Genomic DNA, 18,394 nt, shown 5'->3' with positions numbered 1-18,394 from the left:
ATGTCGCGTCCCTCCGGACGGGCCCGGCGTACCGCCGCCGTGCTGCTGCCGCTCGGTGTCGCGGGCGCTCACATCGGCCCGGCGGCCACCTGGCTCCCGGCCGTACGACGGCTGCTGTGCCCCGCGCTGGCCGGCGCCGGGGACCGGCACCATGTGGCCCTGACCTTCGACGACGGCCCCGACCCCGCCAGCACGCCGTACTTCCTCGACGCACTGGACCGGCTCGGGACGCGCGCCACCTTCTTCGTCCTGGGCGAGCAGGCGGTGCGCCACCCCGAGCTGCTCCGGGACACCGCACGGCGCGGCCACGAGATCGCGGTGCACGGCTGGAGCCACGACCGCCCCTGGCGCCCCGCCGTCGCCCGTGAGACCGCGGCCGTCGCCCGCGCCACCCGGGCGGTACGGGACATCACCGGCCGGCGCCCCGAGTGGTACCGCCCGCCGTACGGCATCCTCACCACCGGCCGACTGCTGGCCGCCCGCCGGGCGGGACTGCGGACGGTGCTGTGGTCCGCGTGGGGCGAGGACTGGCGGGCCGACGCCACACCGGACTCGGTCCACGCCCTGGCGGCGGCCCAGCTGCGCGGCGGCGGCACGCTCCTGCTGCACGACTCCGACCGGCACTCCGCCCCCGGCTGCTGGCGGGCGGCCCTGCACGCCCTGCCCGCCCTCGTCACCGACTGCCGGCGGGCGGGCCTGACGGTGGGCCCGCTGGCCGAGCACACGACCGCGTGACCGGGAGACCGCCGGCCACCGGCGGGCTGCTATCCCCCGTCCCCGTCCGCCAGGGCCGCCACCGTCGCCATCGGGTCGCTGCGGAAGAGGGCCGGCGGGGCGACCGGGTGGCGGGGTGGGGCCGTGAGGGCGGGCAGGGTGTCCAGGAGGGTGCGGGCGTCCGGGGCGAAGCGGCACAGGCCGAGGGCGGACATCTGGCGGACCCCCTCCAGGCCGTGGCCGGGCAGCGGGCGGTAGGCGATCACCGGCAGGCCGGTGGCCAGGGCCTGGACGGCGGTCTGGCCGGCGGCGTTGTCCAGCAGGGCGGCCGAGGCCGCCAGCAGACCGGGCATGTCGTCGACCCAGCCGAGGGCGAGCAGGCCGGGCACCCGGCGCAGCCGGGCGAGGAGCCGTTCGTTGCGGCCGCACAGCACCACCGGCAGATACCCGGCCCCGGCGAGCAGCCGCGCGGTCGCGGCCGGACGGGAGGCCGCTCCCCAGGCGCCCGCCGACAGCAGCACCGGCGGCCGGCCCGGCGCCCGGCGGGCGAAGCGCTCGCGCCACCGGGCCGCTCCGGGGGCCGGCGCCAGGAAGCCCGGCGCGACGACCGGTCCCGTCGTCACCGCCGGTGTCCCGAGGGACCGGCGCACCCGGGCCGCCGCCATGTCCGTGAGGCACAGATAGCGGTCGTTGCCCGGATGCAGCCACTGCCGGTGCACGGCGAAGTCGAGCAGGAAGACGGCGCTCGGCACCCGCAGCCCGCCCCGCGCCCGCAGATGGCCGGTCAGCTGGGCGGCCAGATGGAAGACGGGCACCACCACGTCGACGCCCCGCCGGTCCACCAGCTCCGTCAGCCGCGCCCCCGCGAGCCGGGCCAACGGGACCCCGCCGGGGCGCGGACTGGGCCCGCCGTCGCGCAGGAACGCCTGGTAGACGCCGGCGTACGCCCACGGGGCATGCCGCACCGACGCCTGGTAGCCGCGGCGCAGGGCGGTTCCCAGGCCGTACGGCAGCAGCCGCAGCACATCGACCACGAACGCCTCGTGGCCGTACGCCGTGGCGCGGCGGGCCAGCTCCGCCGCCACGGTGTCATGACCGGCCCCCATGCTCGCGCTGACGATCAGGATTCGGCGCGGGCTGTCCGCGGACGTACGCACGGGATCCGATTCTCCGGCGGAGGCCGGGCGAAACGGCCGAGGCCCGGTCCGTGTCGTACTCGGCCATGTGGCCCTCTCCTCGGTGGCGGGCCGCCCGGTCCGTGCCACAGTGAGTCCCAGGGGTGTGCGGCGGGAGCACGGGAGGAGCCGTGAGGCGCTGGCGGCGCGGCCTGCACCGCGCTTGGGAGTGGCTGAGGGCCGAGGCCCTGCTGCGCCACGGCCGCGAACTGGAGCTGATGCACCGGGCCATGGGCTTCGCCACCCTCGCCCTGGTCACGCTGGCCCCGCTGCTGATCGTGGTCGCCGCGGCCGATCCGCTGGTCCAGGGCGGTTTCGCCTCCTGGCTGACCGACGGCATGGGCCTGTCGGGCCGCTCCGCACAGGCCCTCACCGACGTCATCAGCCCGCCGCGCAACGTCATCGGCACCACCAGCGTCTGGGGCGGCGTCCTGCTCGCCGTCTTCGGGGTGTCCTTCGGGGGCAGTGTGCAGAACGGCTACGAGCGGATCTGGGGCGTTGTGCCCGGCCCCTGGCACCGGGTCTGGCGGCAGGCGACCTGGCTGGCGGTGCTGATGGCGTACCTCTACCAGGAGGTGGCGACCAAGAACGCGCTGCACGGAGCGCAGCGGATCGTGCTGTCCACGGCGAGCGGCCTGCTGTTCTTCTGGTGGGGGCAGCGCTTCCTGCTGGGCGGCCAGATCCGCTGGCGCTCGCTGCTGCCCGGCGCCGTGGCCACGATCATCGGCCTGGCCGGGCTGCGCGCCTTCTCCTATCTCGTCTTCACCCCGCTCATCGTCACCAACGCCCTGAGCTACGGCGCGGTCGGCACCGTCCTCGTGGTCGAGTCCTGGCTGATCGGCGTCGGCTTCGTCCTCTACGGCGGTGCCCTGTTCGGCCGCTGGTTCACCGAGCACCACTGGATGCCCGTCCACGAGGAGCAGCACGGGGAGGGGGACGACGAGCAGGACCAGGGGCAGGGCCAGGGGCAGTGAGGAAGGCAACAAGGGTGGTTTTCGGCCATTCGGCCGGGTTATGGTCCCCGGACTCACGCGCAGGCGACCGAAAGATCACCCTTGACGACGATCCAGCACAGCCGGGCGGGACGGCGGCAGGCCATGCGCCGCATCCGGCCACGGCGCTCCCCGGCCGCGCCTCTGCTGCTCCTCGCCTGGGCGGGCGCGGCCGCCGTGCTCTGGCTGTGGTGGCGCACCACCCCGGCCGTCGCCCCGACCGCCGCCGACCGGCTGGTCAACGCGGGCCGGATCACCGGACTGCTCGCCGGGTACACGATCGCCCTGGTGATCGGCCAGATGGCGCGCGTCCCGGCCCTCGAGCGCCGGGTCGGCTCCGACCGGGTGGCGCGCTGGCACGCGAGAACCGGCCGATACGCGCTGACCCTGACCGTCGCCCATGTCGCACTGACCCTCTACGGCTACGCCCTCCAGGCACACACCGGCGTCCTGGCGCAGACGGCCGACGTGGTCACCGGCTACCCGGACATGATCCAGGCGGCCGTCGGCACCCTCCTGCTGCTCCTGGTCGGCCTGGTCTCCGCCGGTGCGCTGCGCCGTCGTATGCGCTACGAGCTCTGGTACCACCTGCACCTGCTCACCTACGCCGCGGTCTACCTCGCCTTCTGGCACCAGCTCGCCACCGGCGACGAGTTCGCCGGCCACGCCACCGCCCGCGCGGCCTGGTACGCCCTCTACGGCACGGTCGGCGTCCTGCTGCTGTGGTACCGCGTCCTCACCCCCGTGCGGCTCAACCTGCGGCACCGCATGCGCGTCGAGTCGGTCGTGCCGGAGGCGCCGGGCGTGGTCTCGGTGCTCATCCGGGGCCGTCGGCTGCACCGGCTCGGGGCCGAGGCGGGCCAGTTCTTCCGCTGGCGGTTCCTCGCCCGGGGGCTGCGCGGGAGCGCCAACCCGTACTCGCTGTCCGCCCCGCCCCGCCCGGACCTGCTGCGGATCACCGTCAAGGCGGCCGGCGGGCACAGCGCGGCGCTGGCCGGCCTGCGGCCGGGCACCCGGGTCTGGGCGGAAGGCCCGTACGGGGCGATGACCGCCGCCCGCCGCAGTCGCGGCAAGGTGCTGCTCCTCGCGGGCGGCGCGGGCATCACCCCGCTGCGCGCCCTGTTCGAGACCCTGCCCGGCGCACCCGGGGACCTGACGTTGCTCTACCGGGCCCGCACCCCCGATGAGCTGGCCCTCAGCGCCGAGCTGGAGGCGATCGCGGACGAGCGCGGGGCGCGGCTGCGGTACGTGGTGAACGGGCCGGACGGCCGCCGCACCCCGATCACCGCGCGGCTGCTGCGCCATGTCGTGCCCGATGTCGACCGGCACGACGTGTACCTGTGCGGACCGCCCGGGCTGGCCGAGGAGGCGTACGCCGCCCTCCGCGAGGCCGGTGTGCCGCACCGCCGTATCCACCACGAGTCCTTCGAGTTCTGAGGCGGCACTGTGACATCCGATCTCCCGGACGCGCTGGAGCCGGCGTGAGAAAGAGGCACCCATTCCGGCACGCCCTGCTAGCCACCGTCGGTACCGTCTCCGGCGTCGTGCTGCTGCTGGCGCTCAAACCGACGACCGACCCGTCCCTGGCGCAGGCCGGCCTGCCCGCCTCCGGCGGTATCGCGGTGGCCTCGGCCTCCCCCTCCGGGCCGCCGGTCACGCCCTCCCCGTCGGTACCGGCGTCGGCGTCGGCCAAGCCGTCGAAGACGCCCGGCAGGAAGCACACCGCGTCCGCCGCCGCGCGCAGCAGGCCGCCGTCGCCCGCCCCGGCCCGGACGAGCAGCGCCCCCGCCGCCCCGAGGACCACCCCGGCCGCCCCCGCCAGCCGCTCCGTCACCGGCGCCACGGCCCAGACCCGGTACGGACCGGTGCAGGTGCGGATCACCCTCACCGGCGGCCGGATCACCGGTGCGACCGCCCTCCGGTCCCCGGACGACGCGGCACGCAGCCAGCAGATCTCCGCCACCGCCGTCCCGCGGCTGAACCAGGAGACGCTCACGGCGCAGAGCGCGGACATCGACAGCGTCTCCGGCGCCACCTACACCAGCGCCGGATACAAGCAGTCCCTCCAGAGCGCCCTGGACCAGGCCGGGATCTGAGCCGCGGTTCAGGCCAGCTGGCGGCGGACCAGCTCGTGCAGTCGGCCTGTGGTGTCGGCGAGGAGTTCGGCCGGGGTGCCCTGCTGGACCACCTTGCCGTCCTCCATCACGATCACCCGGTCGGCGTCCAGCACCGTCGACAGCCGGTGGGCGATGACGACCCGGGTGGCGTTCAGCTTGCGGGTGCTGTCGATGACGATGCGCTGGGTGTCGTTGTCCAGGGCGCTGGTCGCCTCGTCGAAGAACAGGATCCGCGGCCGCCGGATCAGCGCCTGAGCGATCATCAGGCGCTGCCGCTGGCCGCCGGAGATCGCGCCGCTCCCGGCCACGATGGTGTGCAGGCCCATCGGCATCCGCTTGATGTCCTCCGCGAGCCCCGCCAGCTCGGCCGCCGCCATCGCCTCCTCCGGCGTGTACGGCTCGGTGCCGCAGATGACGTCCAGGATCGAGCCGGTGAAGGGCTGCGCGTGCTGGAGGACCACCCCGCACTGGCGGCGCACCGCCGACTGGTCGAGCGCCGCCAGGTCCTGGCCGTCGTACAGGACGCTGCCGGAGACCGGCTTGTCGAAGCCGATCAGCAGGCGCAGCAGCGTCGACTTGCCGCAGCCGCTCGGCCCCACGATCGCCACGAACTCGCCCGGCCGGACGGCGAAGGACACGTCGTCCAGCACGAGCGGGCCGTCGTCGGCGTACCGGAAGGACAGCCGCCGGGCCTCCAGGGCGCCGGACAGCGGGCCCGGGCGGGTGCTCGCCGTGCGCACCTCCGGGGACGCGTCCAGCACCGGGCGGATCTCCTCGAACAGCGGCAGCGCCGCCACCGCGGAGACGAAGGCACCGGTCAGCTGGGTGACCGAGGTCAGCACCATCGTCACCGAGGTGTTGAAGGTGAGGAAGTCCGCCGCGGACATGGCGCCCTTGGCCGGGCCCGCCAGCAGCATGAACATCACCAGGGTGACGACGGGGAGGTAGACCGCGCCGAGCACCGTGGTGAGGTTCTTGATCCGGCCGGCCTTCTGCTGGAGCTCCCGGCTGCGCGCGAACTCCCGGGCCCAGGCCGCGTACGCGTAGTTCTCGGCCGCCGCGACCCGCAGCTTGGGCAGGCCCCGCAGAGTCTGGAACGCCTGGTTGTTCAGCTTGTTGCCGAGCACCACGAGCCGCCGCTGCCAGCGCACCTGCCACAGCCCGAGCCCCAGGAACACGGCCGCGATCACGGTGAGCATGCCGAGCGCGGCGAGCGCCATCGGCACGTCGTACCAGAGCAGCAGGCCGAGGTTCATCGCGCCGACCGTCACCGACTGGGCGACCACCGGGCCGACGCCCGCCAGCAGCCGGCGCATCGCGCTGACGCCCATGGCGGCGCTGGCCAGCTCACCGGTGGAGCGCTGGGTGAAGAAGCGGGTGGGCAGCCTGAGCAGCCGGTCCCAGACGGCCGGTTGCAAAGCCGCCTCGATACGGCCCTCCAGCCGGAGGATGGACAGGTTCTCCAGCAGCGTGAAGGCGGCCGCCACCACGCCGCTCACCATCACCGCGAGGCACACCTGGACGATCAGGCCGGTCTGCGCCCGCGGTACGTACTCGCCGAGCACCTTGCCCGTCGCGATCGGCACCAGCGCGCCGATGGCCACCGTCACCAGCCCGGCGAGCAGCAGGTTCAGCAGATCGCCGCGGGTGCCGCGCAGAGCGAACCGGAGCAGGCCGAACGGACCGAGCCGGCGGTCCGGCAGCGGCCGGTAGAACATCACCGCGCGCGGCTCGAACTCCTCCGCGTTCGCCTTCTCGACCGGCGTCTCCCGGCCGGTGCCCGGATGGACGGCCACATAGCCGCCGCGCCGCCACAGCAGGGCGACCGGCGCCCCGGACAGTGCCCGGTGGCCGACCAGCGGGCCCACGTTCTCCCGCCACCAGCGCCCGTCCAGCCGTACTGCCCGGGTCCGCACCCGGGAGGCGAGCGCCACCCGCTCCACCGGGTCGAGCCGCTCGCTCTCGCCGCCGCTCTGCGCGGGCTCGGCGAGCGTGATCCCGGCCGCCTCGGCGACCAGCCGGCACGCCGCATAGGTGGCGTCCGCGTCGGCGGTCGTGGTCCGGGGGGCCGCCGAGCGCTTGCCGATGGAGGCCAGCAGGGTCTGGTCGGCCTGGGCGCGGACCGCCTCACCGGCCTTGATGCCGGCGGCCGTGCGGTGCTCGTGGGTGCGCTCCAGCTGCTCGATCCACCGGTCCAGCGCGGTCAGCAGCCGGTACTGCTGGTCGACCAGGGACTGCCACAGCGCCGGGTCCATCAGCAGGTCGGCGGCGGCCTCCGCGCCGTACAGGGAGCCGTACTGGACGCTGCCTGGCGGCACCTGCATCCAGAACACCTCGTCGTCCGCGGGCATCTGCCCGCGCTCCTCGGCCATCGGGGCCTGGAAGAGCACCGACAGACCGCGGCCGACGCCGAGCGCGAGGGCGTACTCCAGCGGGCTGGTGGTGGGCGGCACGTACTGGGGGTTGCCGTACTCGTCGTACGACCAGGTGTGCGTGTCGGCAGGCTGGTACAGCTCCCGCAGGCCGATCCGGTGCACCACGCAGTCCCGGACCGGCCGGGCCACCAGGGTGTGCTCCGGGCCGGCGACCGGGCCGAGCAGCAGCGTGCCCGCCTCCAGCCGGCCGAGGTGGTGCCAGTGACCCTGCTGGGCGGCGTCCACCGCGTACAGGTCCAGGGCGCCGGCCGCGACCAGCCACAGCACCTGCGGACCCTCCAGGTCCAGCCGGTTGTAGCCGGCGCAGTCGAGCCGTGCGCCCATGGACCCCAGCGCACCGAGCACCAGGTCGCCTTCGCCGACGGTCGTCATCTCACCGCTCCCTGACCAGTGCCGCGTAGGTGCCGCCGAGCGCCACCAGCTCCTCGTGCCGCCCGCGCTCGACCACCGTGCCGTGCTGGAGCACCACGATCTCGTCGCTGTCGCGGACCGTGCTCAGCCGGTGCGCGATCACCACGCAGGCGCAGCCGCGGCGGCGCAGGTTGTCCATCACCACCTGCTCGGTCTCCGCGTCCAGCGCGCTGGTCACCTCGTCCAGCACCAGGATGCTCGGCCGGCGCACCAGCGCCCGGGCGATCTCCAGGCGCTGGCGCTGACCGCCGGAGAAGTTGCGGCCGTCCTGCTCGACCCTGCTGCGGATGCCGCCGGGACGGCGCATCACCACGTCGTACAGGGCCGCGTCCTTCAGCGCCTCCACCACGGCGTCGTCGGGCACGGACGGGTCCCACAGGGCCACGTTGTCGCGGACCGAGCCCTCGAAGAGGAACACGTCCTGGTCCACGAAGGAGACGGACGCGGCGAGCGCGCCGCGCGGGATGTCCTCCAGCCGGCGGCCGTCGATGCGGATCACCCCGTCCCACGGCGCGTACAGGCCGGAGATGAGGCGGGAGACCGTCGACTTGCCGCTGCCCGAGCCGCCCACCAGGGCCACCTGCTGCCCGGGGCCGACGGTCAGGTCGAAGCCGCTGAGCAGCGGCTTGTCCAGGGGGCTGTAGCCGAAGGTGACGTTCTCCAGCTCGACGTGCCCGTGCAGCCGGCGGGTGGAGTCGGCGCCGCCGGGGCGGGCGTAGAGCGGGTCGGCCTGGAAGTTCTCCACGTCCTTCAGCCGGGCCACGTCCGCGGCGAAGTCCTGGATGCGGCCCGCGACCCCGTTGAGCCGGGTGAGGGGTGCGGTGAACCGGGTGACCAGCGCCTGGAAGGCGACCAGCAGACCGACCGAGATATGCCCCTCGACCGCGCGCAGACCGCCGATCCACAGGATCAGCGCGCTGTTGAACGTGGCCAAGGTGGGTGCCACCACCCCCAGCCAGGCGCTCGGCACGCCGAGCCGCTGCTGCTCCTCCAGCGTGGCGGCGTGCTGCCCGGCCCACTTGCGGAAGTAGCCGTCCTCGCCGCCGGTCGCCTTCATCGTCTCGATCAGCTGAAGTCCGGTGTACGAGGTGTTCGTCAGCCGCGCCGTGTCCGCCCGCAGCTTCGCCGTACGGGTCGCGCGCAGCCGTACGACCAGCCGCATGGCCACCACGTTGAGCAGGGCCACGCCGATGCCGACGAACGTCAGCTGCGGGTCGTAGGTGTAGAGCAGGACCGCGTACAGCACGACGACGATCGCGTCCACGCCGGCCGCGGCGAGGTCGCGGGCCAGGGTCTCCGCGACCTGGTCGTTGGACTGGAGGCGCTGCACCAGGTCGGCGGGGGAGCGCTGGGCGAAGAACGTCACCGGCAGCCGCAGCAGATGGCGCAGGAAGCGGGCGCTGGAGAGGGTGGAGGAGATGATCCGGCCGTGCAGCAGGTTGGCCTGCTGGAGCCAGGTCAGCACCAGGGTGAGCAGCACACAGGCGGCCATCGACGTGAACAGCACACCGAGCAGCGAGGTCTGCCCGCCGATGAGGAACATGTCGATGTAGGTGCGGCTCAGCGCGGGTACGGCGGCACCGACCGCCACCAGCAGCAGGCTGGCCAGCACGGCGGCGGGCAGGGTGCCCGCGGTGCCGCGCAGCCGGGCGGGCAGCGCGCCGAGCACACCGGGCTTGCGCCCGCCCCGGGTGAAGCCGTCGCCGGGCTCCAGCACCAGCACCACACCGGTGAAGCTGCCGTCGAACTCCTCCATGGGCACGAACCGGCGGCCCTTGGCGGGGTCGTTGATGTACACCCCGCGGCGGCCCAGTCGGCGGCCCATGCCGTCGTAGACGACGTAGTGGTTGAACTCCCAGAAGAGGATGGCCGGCGCCCTGACCTCGGCGAGGGCGGCCAGGTCCATCTGCATGCCCTTGGCCGTCAGGCCGTAACTGCGGGCGGCCTTGAGCAGGTTGGAGGCGCGCGAGCCGTCGCGGGAGACACCGCAGGCGATGCGCAGCTCCTCCAGCGGCACATGCCGGCCGTAGTGGCCGAGGACCATCGCGAGGGAGGCGGCGCCGCACTCGACGGCCTCCATCTGGAGCACGCTGGGCGTACGGACCGTGCCCGCACGCGCCTTGGGGACCGGCCGCTTGGCGGGGGCGGCGCGTCTGCGGCCGCGGGTGTCCTGTGCGGTGGGGCTCACGGGAGCAGCCAATCGACGGGGTGCTGGTCGGCCAGCCGGATCGAGGCGGAGGCGAGGGTCATGGAGTCGAGCCGGTACGGCGGGCCGTCGCTGGTCGACCAGCGGTAGCCGCTCCTGGTGCCGGCCGACCGGTCCAGCTCGACCAGGACGGCCACCGGGCGGCCCGTGCGGGTGAACTGCGCGCCGAGCTGGCTGTCCCCGAGGAAGGAGGAGATCGACTGGGCGGACTGCGCGGTGCGGTCCACCGACTTCACATGGCCGCGCAGCACGCCGTACGTCTGGGCGGGCACCGAGGAGACGGTGAGGTCGACGGGGGCGTGCGCGGGGATGGCGGCGGCGTTCTCGGCGGGGACGTACACGGTCGCGTACAGCGGATCGGAGGTGTGCGCGACCTTCTCCACCGCCGCGACGTTCGTACCGGTCTGGATGATCTGCCCGATGGTGGCGGCGAGCGCGGTGACCCGGCCCGCGGCGACCGTACGGACGAGGGAATCGCCCTGCGCGGTACGGACCCTGAGGACCGGCGCGTTCGCCGGGAGCCGTTCGCCCTGGCGGGCCTCGACGGCCGTGACCTGGCCGGCCACCGGACTCTGCAACAGGTAACTGCCCTGCGCGTGGGTGAGGACGGCCTGCGCGCTCACCGTGGAGGCGACGGAACCGGTCACCGCCCACACCGAGGCGGCCGCCATGACGGCGACGGTGACACCGAGCGCGAGCCAGCCCTGCGGGCGGGCGAGCCGCACCGGAAGGTCCAGCTCCTCGGGCGACTGGAGCTTGGCGAGGGCCTGTTGGCGGAACTGCACGGGGAACTTCCCTCACCTGTGGGGGAGTTGCTGGTGTTTCAGGGCATCGATGAGTCCCGGAACCGGGAACCGGCTCCGGGACTCATCGGCGACGCGGTGCGATCAGAGACCGGCAACCAGGCCGTTGATCGGGGCGGTGTTCAGACCGGTCACACCCTCGACGGTGCCGACGACCGTGTTGACCAGGCCGTTCACGCCCGGGGCGATCTCGTTCACGGTGCCCAGGGTGCTGTTGAGGGTGTTGGAGGACAGGCCGCCGGAGACGTTGTCCAGCTCGGCGTCCGAGATCTCGACGGTCTCGACCTGGGGGGTGGAGTTCATGATGGAACTTCCCTTCATATGGGTATTTCACAAGGGGGAGAGCGGCCCCCTCTGGGGACAGACGGACGGCCGCGGAACCGGGGGCGCCGGGCACCCGTGGAGCGGGCGCCGGGGCGAGCCCTGCGGTGCGATGGATCAAAGCACGCAGGCGGCGCCCGCTTCCAATCAACCAGGGCGCCCACCAGGCAGTTTGTCGCGGAGACGCACGGATCCGTGCAGGTCCGCCCACACCTTGTCGGCGACTCCTTCACATGCCGCACGGCATCGTCGCACCGGCGGCCTTGCCCGCCGCGCGGCGAATCCGGCACTCCGCGCCAATGGTGTGACCCGCGGTAAGGGGATGTGCAGATACGGCGGGGCCGGTGACCTGGTTGAGCATTCGATGTGCAGATTCCCTGAAGCAGGGATTCCGCTCCGTGTCCACAGCTGACCGTTACCGATCGGTAGCCGTGCGTGTCAGTCCCGGATCGCGGAACGTGGCCGATTCACCCCGCCGGTCCGGCCGCCGGGAAGCGGAACTGAACGCACCGCCCGTCGGCTGCGTACGTACGGCCATCCAGGCGCCGCCAACGAACGAACTGTCAGGCACGAACTGCCCATGGAGCGAGAGCCCATGAACGGCAGACCCCCGTCCCCAGGAGGTCGAGAAGTTTGAGTCACAAGCGAATGCCCAAGCGCAAGGCCGCGATAGCGGTGGGCGGTGTCGCGGCGCTCGGAGCGGCGGCCCTCCTGCTCCCCAACGCCAACGCCTCCCAGGACCGGGGCGGGTCCGCCGGCGCCACCGGCACCGCCCGGACCCTGAAGGCGACTCAGGCCTCGGGCCTCGCCGCCCGGTTGCAGAAGACCCTCGGCGACGCGGTCGCCGGCACCTATTACGACAGCGCCAAGCAGCAGCTGGTCGTCAACGTCGTGCGCGGCGACGCCAAGGCCGCCGCCCGAGCCGAGCAGGCCGGCGCCGCCGTCCGCACGGTGGACCACAGCACCCGGCAGCTCAAGGCGGCCGCGCGGACCCTGAAGACCAAGGCGACCATCCCCGGCACCTCGTGGGCCATCGACCCGCGCACCAACAAGGTCCTGGTCACCGCCGACTCCACGGTCACCGGCGCCCGGTGGAACCAGCTCCAGTCCACCGTGCAGGGCCTCGGCTCCGGCATGGCGACCCTGAAGCGGTCCGGCGGCACCTTCAAGACCTTCGTCTCCGGCGGCGACGCCATCTTCGCCCAGACGCAAGCGGGCGGCGTCCGCTGCTCCCTCGGCTTCAACGTCACCGCCTCCGACGGCAGCCCCGCCTTCCTGACGGCCGGTCACTGCGGCGTCGCCGCCAAGCAGTGGTCCGACTCCCAGACCGGCCAGCCCATCGCCACCGTCGACCAGGCGGTCTTCCCCGGCAACGACTTCTCGCTCGTCAAGTACGACGACCCGAACACCCAGACGTCGAGCGAGGTCAACACCGGCAACGGCCAGACCGTGCAGATCACCCAGGCGGCCGACGCCACCGTCGGCGAGACCGTGTTCCGCATGGGCTCCACGACCGGGCTGCACGACGGCCAGGTCACCGGCCTCGACGCCACCGTCAACTTCCAGAGCGAGACCGACCCGAACGGCGTCGACACCGTCAACGGCCTGATCCAGACCAACGTCTGCGCCGAGCCCGGGGACAGCGGCGGCTCCCTGTTCACCCAGGACGGCGGCGCGGTCGGCCTCACCTCCGGCGGCAGCGGCGACTGCACCAACGGCGGCGAGACCTTCTTCCAGCCGGTCACCGCCGCCCTCCAGGCCACCGGCGCGACCCTCGGGGACGGCGGCAACGCGGGCAACGCCGGCAACAACGGCAACGCGGGCAACAACGGCAACGGCAACGGCGCGGGCGACCAGTCGGGTGCGGGCGACCAGTCCGGCTCCGCGGCCGGCGGCGCCCAGAGCGGCGGCAGCGCCGACCCGTCGGCCCCGGCCGGCGACCAGTCCGGCGGCGGCTCGGCGAGCGACGGGTCCGGCGCCGGCTCCGCGGACGGCAACGGGACCTCGTCCCTCACCGGCACCCGCTGAGCCCGGTCCCCCGAACGCCCTGCCGGCCCCGCGCGGTTCCGGCCGGCAGGGCCCGGCCCGGCCCTCCGGCGGGAGGGCCGGGCCACCGGCTCGGGCTCCGCCGACCGCCGCGCGACTCAGCCGTCGGCGTGGGCCCGCAGCAACAGCACCGCCACGTCGTCCACCCGTTCCCGGGCCGCCGCGCTGTGCCGGATCACCTCGTCCGCGAGGCTCTCCAACGGCTGATCACCGGCCTCCGCGAGCAGCCCGCCCAGCTCGACCAGGGCGTCCTCGATGTCGGCACCCGGAGACTCCACCAGCCCGTCCGTGTAGAGGACCAGGACCGAACCGGGCGCGAGGGACACCTCGGTCGTCGGATAGACGGCTTCCGCGTCGATGCCCAGCAGCGGACCGCCGGCCAGGTCCAGCACCCGCACCCGCCCGTCGGGCCGTCGCAGCAGCGGCGGCGGATGCCCCGCCCGCGCCATCACGGCCCGGCCCCGCGCCGGGTCCAGCCGCAGATACAGACAGCTGGCGAACAGCTCCGCGCCGAGGTCGATCAGCAGCCGGTTGGTGCTGCTCATCACCTCGTGCGGCGCCTGCCCGACCGTGGTGTACGCGCGGACCCCGGTACGGATCTGCCCCATCAGAGCCGCCGCCCGCACATTGTGGCCCTGTACGTCCCCGATCGCCGCCGCCGAGAACGGCCCGGTCGGCACCAGGTCGTAGAAGTCCCCGCCGATGTCCATGCCGTGCATGGCCGGCAGATAGCGGGCGGCGGCCTCGATGCCCGGCGGCGGCACCAGCGTGTGCGGCAGCAGCGCCTGTTGCAGCCCATGGGCGAGCCGGTGCTTGGCGTCGTACAGCTGGGCCCGCTCCAGGGCCTGGGCGATCAGCCCGCCGAGCGACGTCAGCACCGCACGCTCGTCGGCGGGGAAGACATGCGGTTCGGCGTAGGCCAGCACACAGGTGCCCACCGGCCGCCCGGACGCGATCAGCGGCAGATAGGCCCAGGCCGCGAAGCCGTCCGGGGTCTCGCCGCGGTTCGGGTACAGCCGCTCCAGCTGCTCCCGCGAGTCGAAGAACCCGGGCACGCCGCTGTTCAGCGCCTGGGTGCCCGGGGTCCGCTCGGACAGCGGCAGCCCGTTGAACCGCTCCACGATGTGCGGGTCGCCGTACCCCCGGTGTCCCAGCACATGCAGCCGGCCGCCCTCGGTGCCGAGCATCACCAGCGCCTGACTGCCGACCGCCGGGGCCACCTCGTCCCAGACCAGCTGGATCACGTCGTGCACCCCCACCGCCTCGGTCAGCGCGCCCGCCAGACTCAGCACCTGCGAGATCGTCACCAGACGGGACGGCCCCGACCCCGTCGGCGGGGCGGCGCGCGCCATCTCGGCCACCGCCCGGGCCCGGCTGATCCGCACACTCAGCCCGGTCGTGTTCGGATACAGCCGGAACGACAGCCACTCGCCCGGCGGACGCAGCGCCACGAACGAGGTGACCTGCTGACTGATCAGCGCCGCCCGGTAGCGGTCCTCGTACATCGGGTCGTTCAGCCAGGGCACCGACACCCACGGCAGCGTGCCGAGCAGGTGGTCCGGCGGTTTGCCCAGCAGCTCGGCGGCGGCCTGGTTGACGAAGCCGATCCGGCCGTGCAGATCCAGCGACACCAGCCCGTACGGCAGCCGGGCCACCATCCGCGCCGCCTCCACCGAGCCCAGCGTGTTCCCCATGCCCGGCACGGGCGCCGCGAGCACATCGGCCTCGTGGGTGATCGGCCGGTTCTCCGCGGCGGCCCGCTCCAGCCGCAACGCCAGCCGCTCGCAGGCCGCCGTCAGATGCCTGCGCTCGCCCTCGGACAGCTCCGGCGGATGCGCGCCGGGCCAGGTCACGAACAGCGCGCCGTACACCTTCCGCGCGGTCGCCACGGGCGCGGCGGCCAGCGCGAACGGGTACGGCAGCACCACCGCGATCCGCGGAAAGCGGCGGGCCATCTCCTCCTCGCCGCTCACCCAGACCAGCCGCCGCTCGCGCACCGCCTCCGCGACCGGGATCGGCGCGCTCAGCCCCACCCGCTCCCAGGGTGCCGTGAAGGCCCTGGGCATGCCCGCCTTCACCGCCATCTCCAGCACCGGTTCGTCCGGCCGGAGCAGATAGACGGCGCCGGAGTGCGCGTGCACCTCCTCCAGCAGGGAGACCAGCGCGAGCGACAGCACCGGCCGGCCGGTCGGCAGTTGGCCGGCCGCGGGCGCCCGTCTCGGCCCCGGCCCGTCGGACACGCCGACCACCTCCTCGTACGGCGCGCGGCGCCCCGCGCTCCAGGCTCCCTCGCGGGCGCGCCCGGCGCACGGCGAGCGCTCCGTCCGTGCCCCGCCACGCCACCCGACCTGCGCTTACAAGGCCTCGGGGGGCAATTCGTATACCCCGCCCGCCCCGGCCCATGCGTGGGCAGGCGAAGCGCGGGGCGGCGTACGCACACCGCATGTGCGCCCCCGCGCACCTTGGTTTCGATCGAGGTCCACGGGCCGCCGCCGCGAAAGCGCCGCCGGGGCCCCAGGGGGATCGGCACAGGGGCTGCGCGGCGGTCGTATAAGCGCTGTAATGGCGGCGTGGTCAGTGAGGGCGCCGCGGTACACGGAACCAGAGCCGAGCGCGCCGAAATCGCCCTGGAGACACTCGCCGCGGACCCCGGGGCACCCGACCGCCTGCGCCGTGTCCTGGAACAGGCGCTGGTGTTCGCCGGGGCGGCGTTCGCCGGGGTGTACGCGCCGGGCGGCGATCCCGCGGTGCTGTGGCTGGCCGAGTCGGCGGGGCTGCCCCGCACCCTGTACGGGCTCAAGGACGGCTATCCGGTCACCAGCGGCTCCCCGGCCGCCCAGGCGCACCGCACCGGTCGGCCGCTGTGGCTCGGCCCGGCGGAGCTGGCCGACTGCCCCGAGGCGCGCCGCACCCCCGCCCGGGACTTCTCGGTGGCCGCCCTGCCGCTCGGCGGCCGCGACGGCGGCTGCCTGCTCGCGGTGAGCGAGCAGCCCGGCGGCTTCGGCACCGACGACCGGGCCTGTCTGCGCCGGATCGCCCAGGCGGTCGCCGTACCCGCCGCGGCGGCCGTCACCGACAACGGCGAGCTGACCGCCGACGCCTTCAGCCTGTCCATGGACACCGGGCGGATCGACGTCGGCGACGCTCTGCTGCGGCTGTTCGGCATCGGCCGGGACGCCTTCGACGGCCGGGTGGAGACACTGCTCGCCCTCACCGTGCCCGAGGACCTGCCCGCCCTGATGTCCGTCGTCGAGGCCGACCACATGACCATCGGCGACCGCGAACTGGAGTTCCGCGTCCGCCAGGCCTCCGGGCCCCCCAGGTGGCTCAGGCTGCGCGGCCGGCTGCTGCCCGCCGGGGAGGGCCGCCCCGCCCGGCTCGTCGGCACCGTCGCCGACGCCTCCACCCTGCGGTCGGACGTCACCGACGTGGCCCGGGTGCAGCGGCTGGCCGCCGCCCTCGCCACCGCCGGCACCGTCAAGGACGTCGGCAAGGCCGTCGTCGCCGCCCTGCGCCGACCGCTCCAGGCCGACCGGATCGCGCTCGCCGAACTCGAGAACGACCGGCTCGTCGTCACCGTCCTCGACCCGCCCGAACCCGAGTCCTGGCCCGAGGTGTGGCGCAGCGAGTGGCGCACCGAGTGGCCCGACGCGCCCGTGCGCGCCATGCCCACCCTCGCCGCCGCCTTGCGCCAGGGCCGCGCCCGCATCTGGCCCGCCGGCAGCCCGCTCGAACCCGCGCTCGCCGAGGTGGGCCCCGGCGGCCTCGCCGTGCTGCCGCTGCCCGCCGGCGGCCGGATGGCCGGCGCCTGCCTGATCGGCTGGGACGACCCGCACGAGTTCGGCGCCGACGAACGGGCCCTGCTCACCGCCTGCGCCGGTCTGACCGGACAGGCCCTGCTGCGCGCCCACGCCTTCGACGCCGAGCACGAGCTCGTCGGCATGCTCCAGCGCACCCTGCTGCCGCGCCGGCTGCCCCGGCTGCCCGGCGCGGTCGCCGTGGCCCGCTACCTGCCCACCACCGCGGGGCTGGAGGTCGGCGGCGACTGGTACGACGTGATCCCGCTCGCCGACAACCACGTGGCCCTCGTCATCGGCGACGTCCAGGGCCACAACGCGGGCGCCGCCACCCTGATGGGCCAGATGCGCACCGCGCTGCGCGCCTACGCCACCGAGGGCCACGCCCCCGACGTGGTCGTCGCCCACGCCAACCGGCTGCTGCTGGAGATGGAGACCGACCTCTTCGCCACCTGCGCCTACGTCGACGTCGACATGGAGCAGGGCACCGCCTGGATCGTGCGGGCCGGCCACCTGCCGCCGCTGCTGCGCCACCCGGACGGCGGCACCGAGACCGTGGGGTCCGAGGGCGGACCGCCGCTCGGCGTGCTGGACCGGGCCGAGTTCCCGATGACCCCGCTGCGGCTCACCCCCGGCACGCTGCTCGCGCTGACCACCGACGGGCTGGTGGAGTCCCCCGACACCGACCTCGACACCGGCATGGACCGGCTCGCCCACGACCTCGCCGCCGCCGACCCCGCCCACCTCGGCCAGGTCGCCGACACCCTGCTCGCGGGCGCGCACCGCGGCGACGACGTCGCCCTGCTGCTGATGCGCTACGACGGCCTGGCCGTCTGCCCGCTGCGGGAGAGCTGGACGGTGTGGCGGGTGCCGGAGGCCGCCCGGCACGCCCGCCGCTTCACCCGGCGCACCCTGCGCACCTGGAACGTCTCGCCGGACACGATGGACGCGGCCCTGCTGATCGTCTCCGAACTCGTCACCAACGCGCTGGTGCACACCGACGGCCCGGTCCGGCTCGACCTCAGCCTGGTCAACCACCGGCTGCGGCTCGCCGTCGCCGACACCTCCCCCCGCAGCCCGGTCAAGCCCACCGACATCGGCTGGGAAGCCACCGGTGGCCGAGGCATCCTCCTGGTCGAAGCGGTCTCGGCTGCCTGGGGAACGGTCCCGGTCAGCGGCGGCAAACAGGTCTGGGCAGAACTCACCCCCGACCCCTGAGACGCCCTCCGGCCGGGCGGCTCGTCCGGGATGGGCGTGTGCTTTCGTCTGGCCGCTTGGGGGCTGCCGGCTCGTCCCGGACGGGCTCGTTCTGGACGGTCGGCGCGGGCCTGCGGCCGCCACACGGGTGCTTCCCGGGTCGTTGGACAGGCGCATTCC

General features: G+C 74.2%; 12 protein-coding genes. 6 read left to right on the top strand and 6 right to left on the bottom strand.

What is annotated here, in order from left to right; all coding sequences use genetic code 11:
* Window positions 1-735, top strand: coding sequence for a polysaccharide deacetylase family protein (locus ACWCV9_RS01975; protein WP_450783700.1), 735 nt, complete (start codon window positions 1-3; stop codon window positions 733-735).
* Between the two features lie 29 nt (window positions 736-764).
* On the opposite strand, the gene ACWCV9_RS01970 is transcribed toward ACWCV9_RS01975, so the two are convergent.
* Window positions 765-1,820, bottom strand: coding sequence for an MGDG synthase family glycosyltransferase (locus ACWCV9_RS01970; RefSeq protein ID WP_450784225.1), 1,056 nt, complete (start codon window positions 1,818-1,820; stop codon window positions 765-767).
* A gap of 200 nt (window positions 1,821-2,020) precedes the next feature.
* Here ACWCV9_RS01970 and ACWCV9_RS01965 point away from each other — a divergent pair, with 200 nt between their 5' ends.
* From ACWCV9_RS01965 to ACWCV9_RS01955, 3 genes are all read left to right on the top strand, one after another.
* Entirely contained in the window at window positions 2,021-2,863 is an 843-nt protein-coding gene (locus ACWCV9_RS01965) for a ribonuclease BN (RefSeq protein ID WP_450783699.1), read from the top strand.
* Window positions 2,864-2,986: 123 nt separating this feature from the next.
* A complete protein-coding gene (locus tag ACWCV9_RS01960; RefSeq protein WP_450784224.1) occupies window positions 2,987-4,318 on the top strand; it encodes a ferredoxin reductase family protein in 1,332 nt (443 codons plus the stop codon).
* 44 nt (window positions 4,319-4,362) lie between these two features.
* A complete protein-coding gene (locus tag ACWCV9_RS01955) occupies window positions 4,363-4,977 on the top strand; it encodes an FMN-binding protein (protein ID WP_450783698.1) in 615 nt (204 codons plus the stop codon).
* An 8-nt stretch (window positions 4,978-4,985) separates the two neighbouring features.
* Here the strand turns inward: ACWCV9_RS01955 and ACWCV9_RS01950 are convergent, their stop codons facing one another.
* From ACWCV9_RS01950 to ACWCV9_RS01935, 4 genes are all read right to left on the bottom strand, one after another.
* Complete coding sequence (locus ACWCV9_RS01950; RefSeq protein ID WP_450783697.1) at window positions 4,986-7,805, bottom strand: NHLP bacteriocin export ABC transporter permease/ATPase subunit; 2,820 nt, start codon at window positions 7,803-7,805, stop codon at window positions 4,986-4,988.
* Window position 7,806: 1 nt separating this feature from the next.
* Entirely contained in the window at window positions 7,807-10,032 is a 2,226-nt protein-coding gene (locus ACWCV9_RS01945) for an NHLP family bacteriocin export ABC transporter peptidase/permease/ATPase subunit (protein ID WP_450783696.1), read from the bottom strand.
* Window positions 10,029-10,835, bottom strand: coding sequence for an HlyD family efflux transporter periplasmic adaptor subunit (locus ACWCV9_RS01940; protein WP_450783694.1), 807 nt, complete (start codon window positions 10,833-10,835; stop codon window positions 10,029-10,031). The genes ACWCV9_RS01945 and ACWCV9_RS01940 overlap by 4 nt, the downstream gene beginning before the upstream one ends.
* Window positions 10,836-10,937: 102 nt before the next feature.
* Window positions 10,938-11,156 carry a type A2 lantipeptide gene (locus tag ACWCV9_RS01935; RefSeq protein ID WP_361695101.1) on the bottom strand — a complete coding sequence of 73 codons (219 nt, stop codon included), beginning with the start codon at window positions 11,154-11,156 and terminating at the stop codon, window positions 10,938-10,940.
* A 666-nt stretch (window positions 11,157-11,822) separates the two neighbouring features.
* Between ACWCV9_RS01935 and ACWCV9_RS01930 the strand changes: the two genes are divergently transcribed.
* Entirely contained in the window at window positions 11,823-13,202 is a 1,380-nt protein-coding gene (locus tag ACWCV9_RS01930; protein WP_450784223.1) for a S1 family peptidase, read from the top strand.
* Window positions 13,203-13,318: 116 nt separating this feature from the next.
* Here the strand turns inward: ACWCV9_RS01930 and ACWCV9_RS01925 are convergent, their stop codons facing one another.
* Complete coding sequence (locus ACWCV9_RS01925) at window positions 13,319-15,469, bottom strand: SpoIIE family protein phosphatase (RefSeq protein WP_450783693.1); 2,151 nt, start codon at window positions 15,467-15,469, stop codon at window positions 13,319-13,321.
* 321 nt (window positions 15,470-15,790) lie between these two features.
* Here ACWCV9_RS01925 and ACWCV9_RS01920 point away from each other — a divergent pair, with 321 nt between their 5' ends.
* Window positions 15,791-18,235: a SpoIIE family protein phosphatase gene (locus tag ACWCV9_RS01920; RefSeq protein ID WP_450783692.1), complete on the top strand. Its 2,445-nt coding sequence runs from the start codon at window positions 15,791-15,793 to the stop codon at window positions 18,233-18,235.
* Window positions 18,236-18,394: the final 159 nt, after the last annotated feature.

Source organism: Streptomyces sp. NPDC001606, from assembly GCF_053596835.1.
Note: the sequence above shows the minus strand (reverse complement) of the source record. Positions and strands in the feature narration are given on the sequence as shown.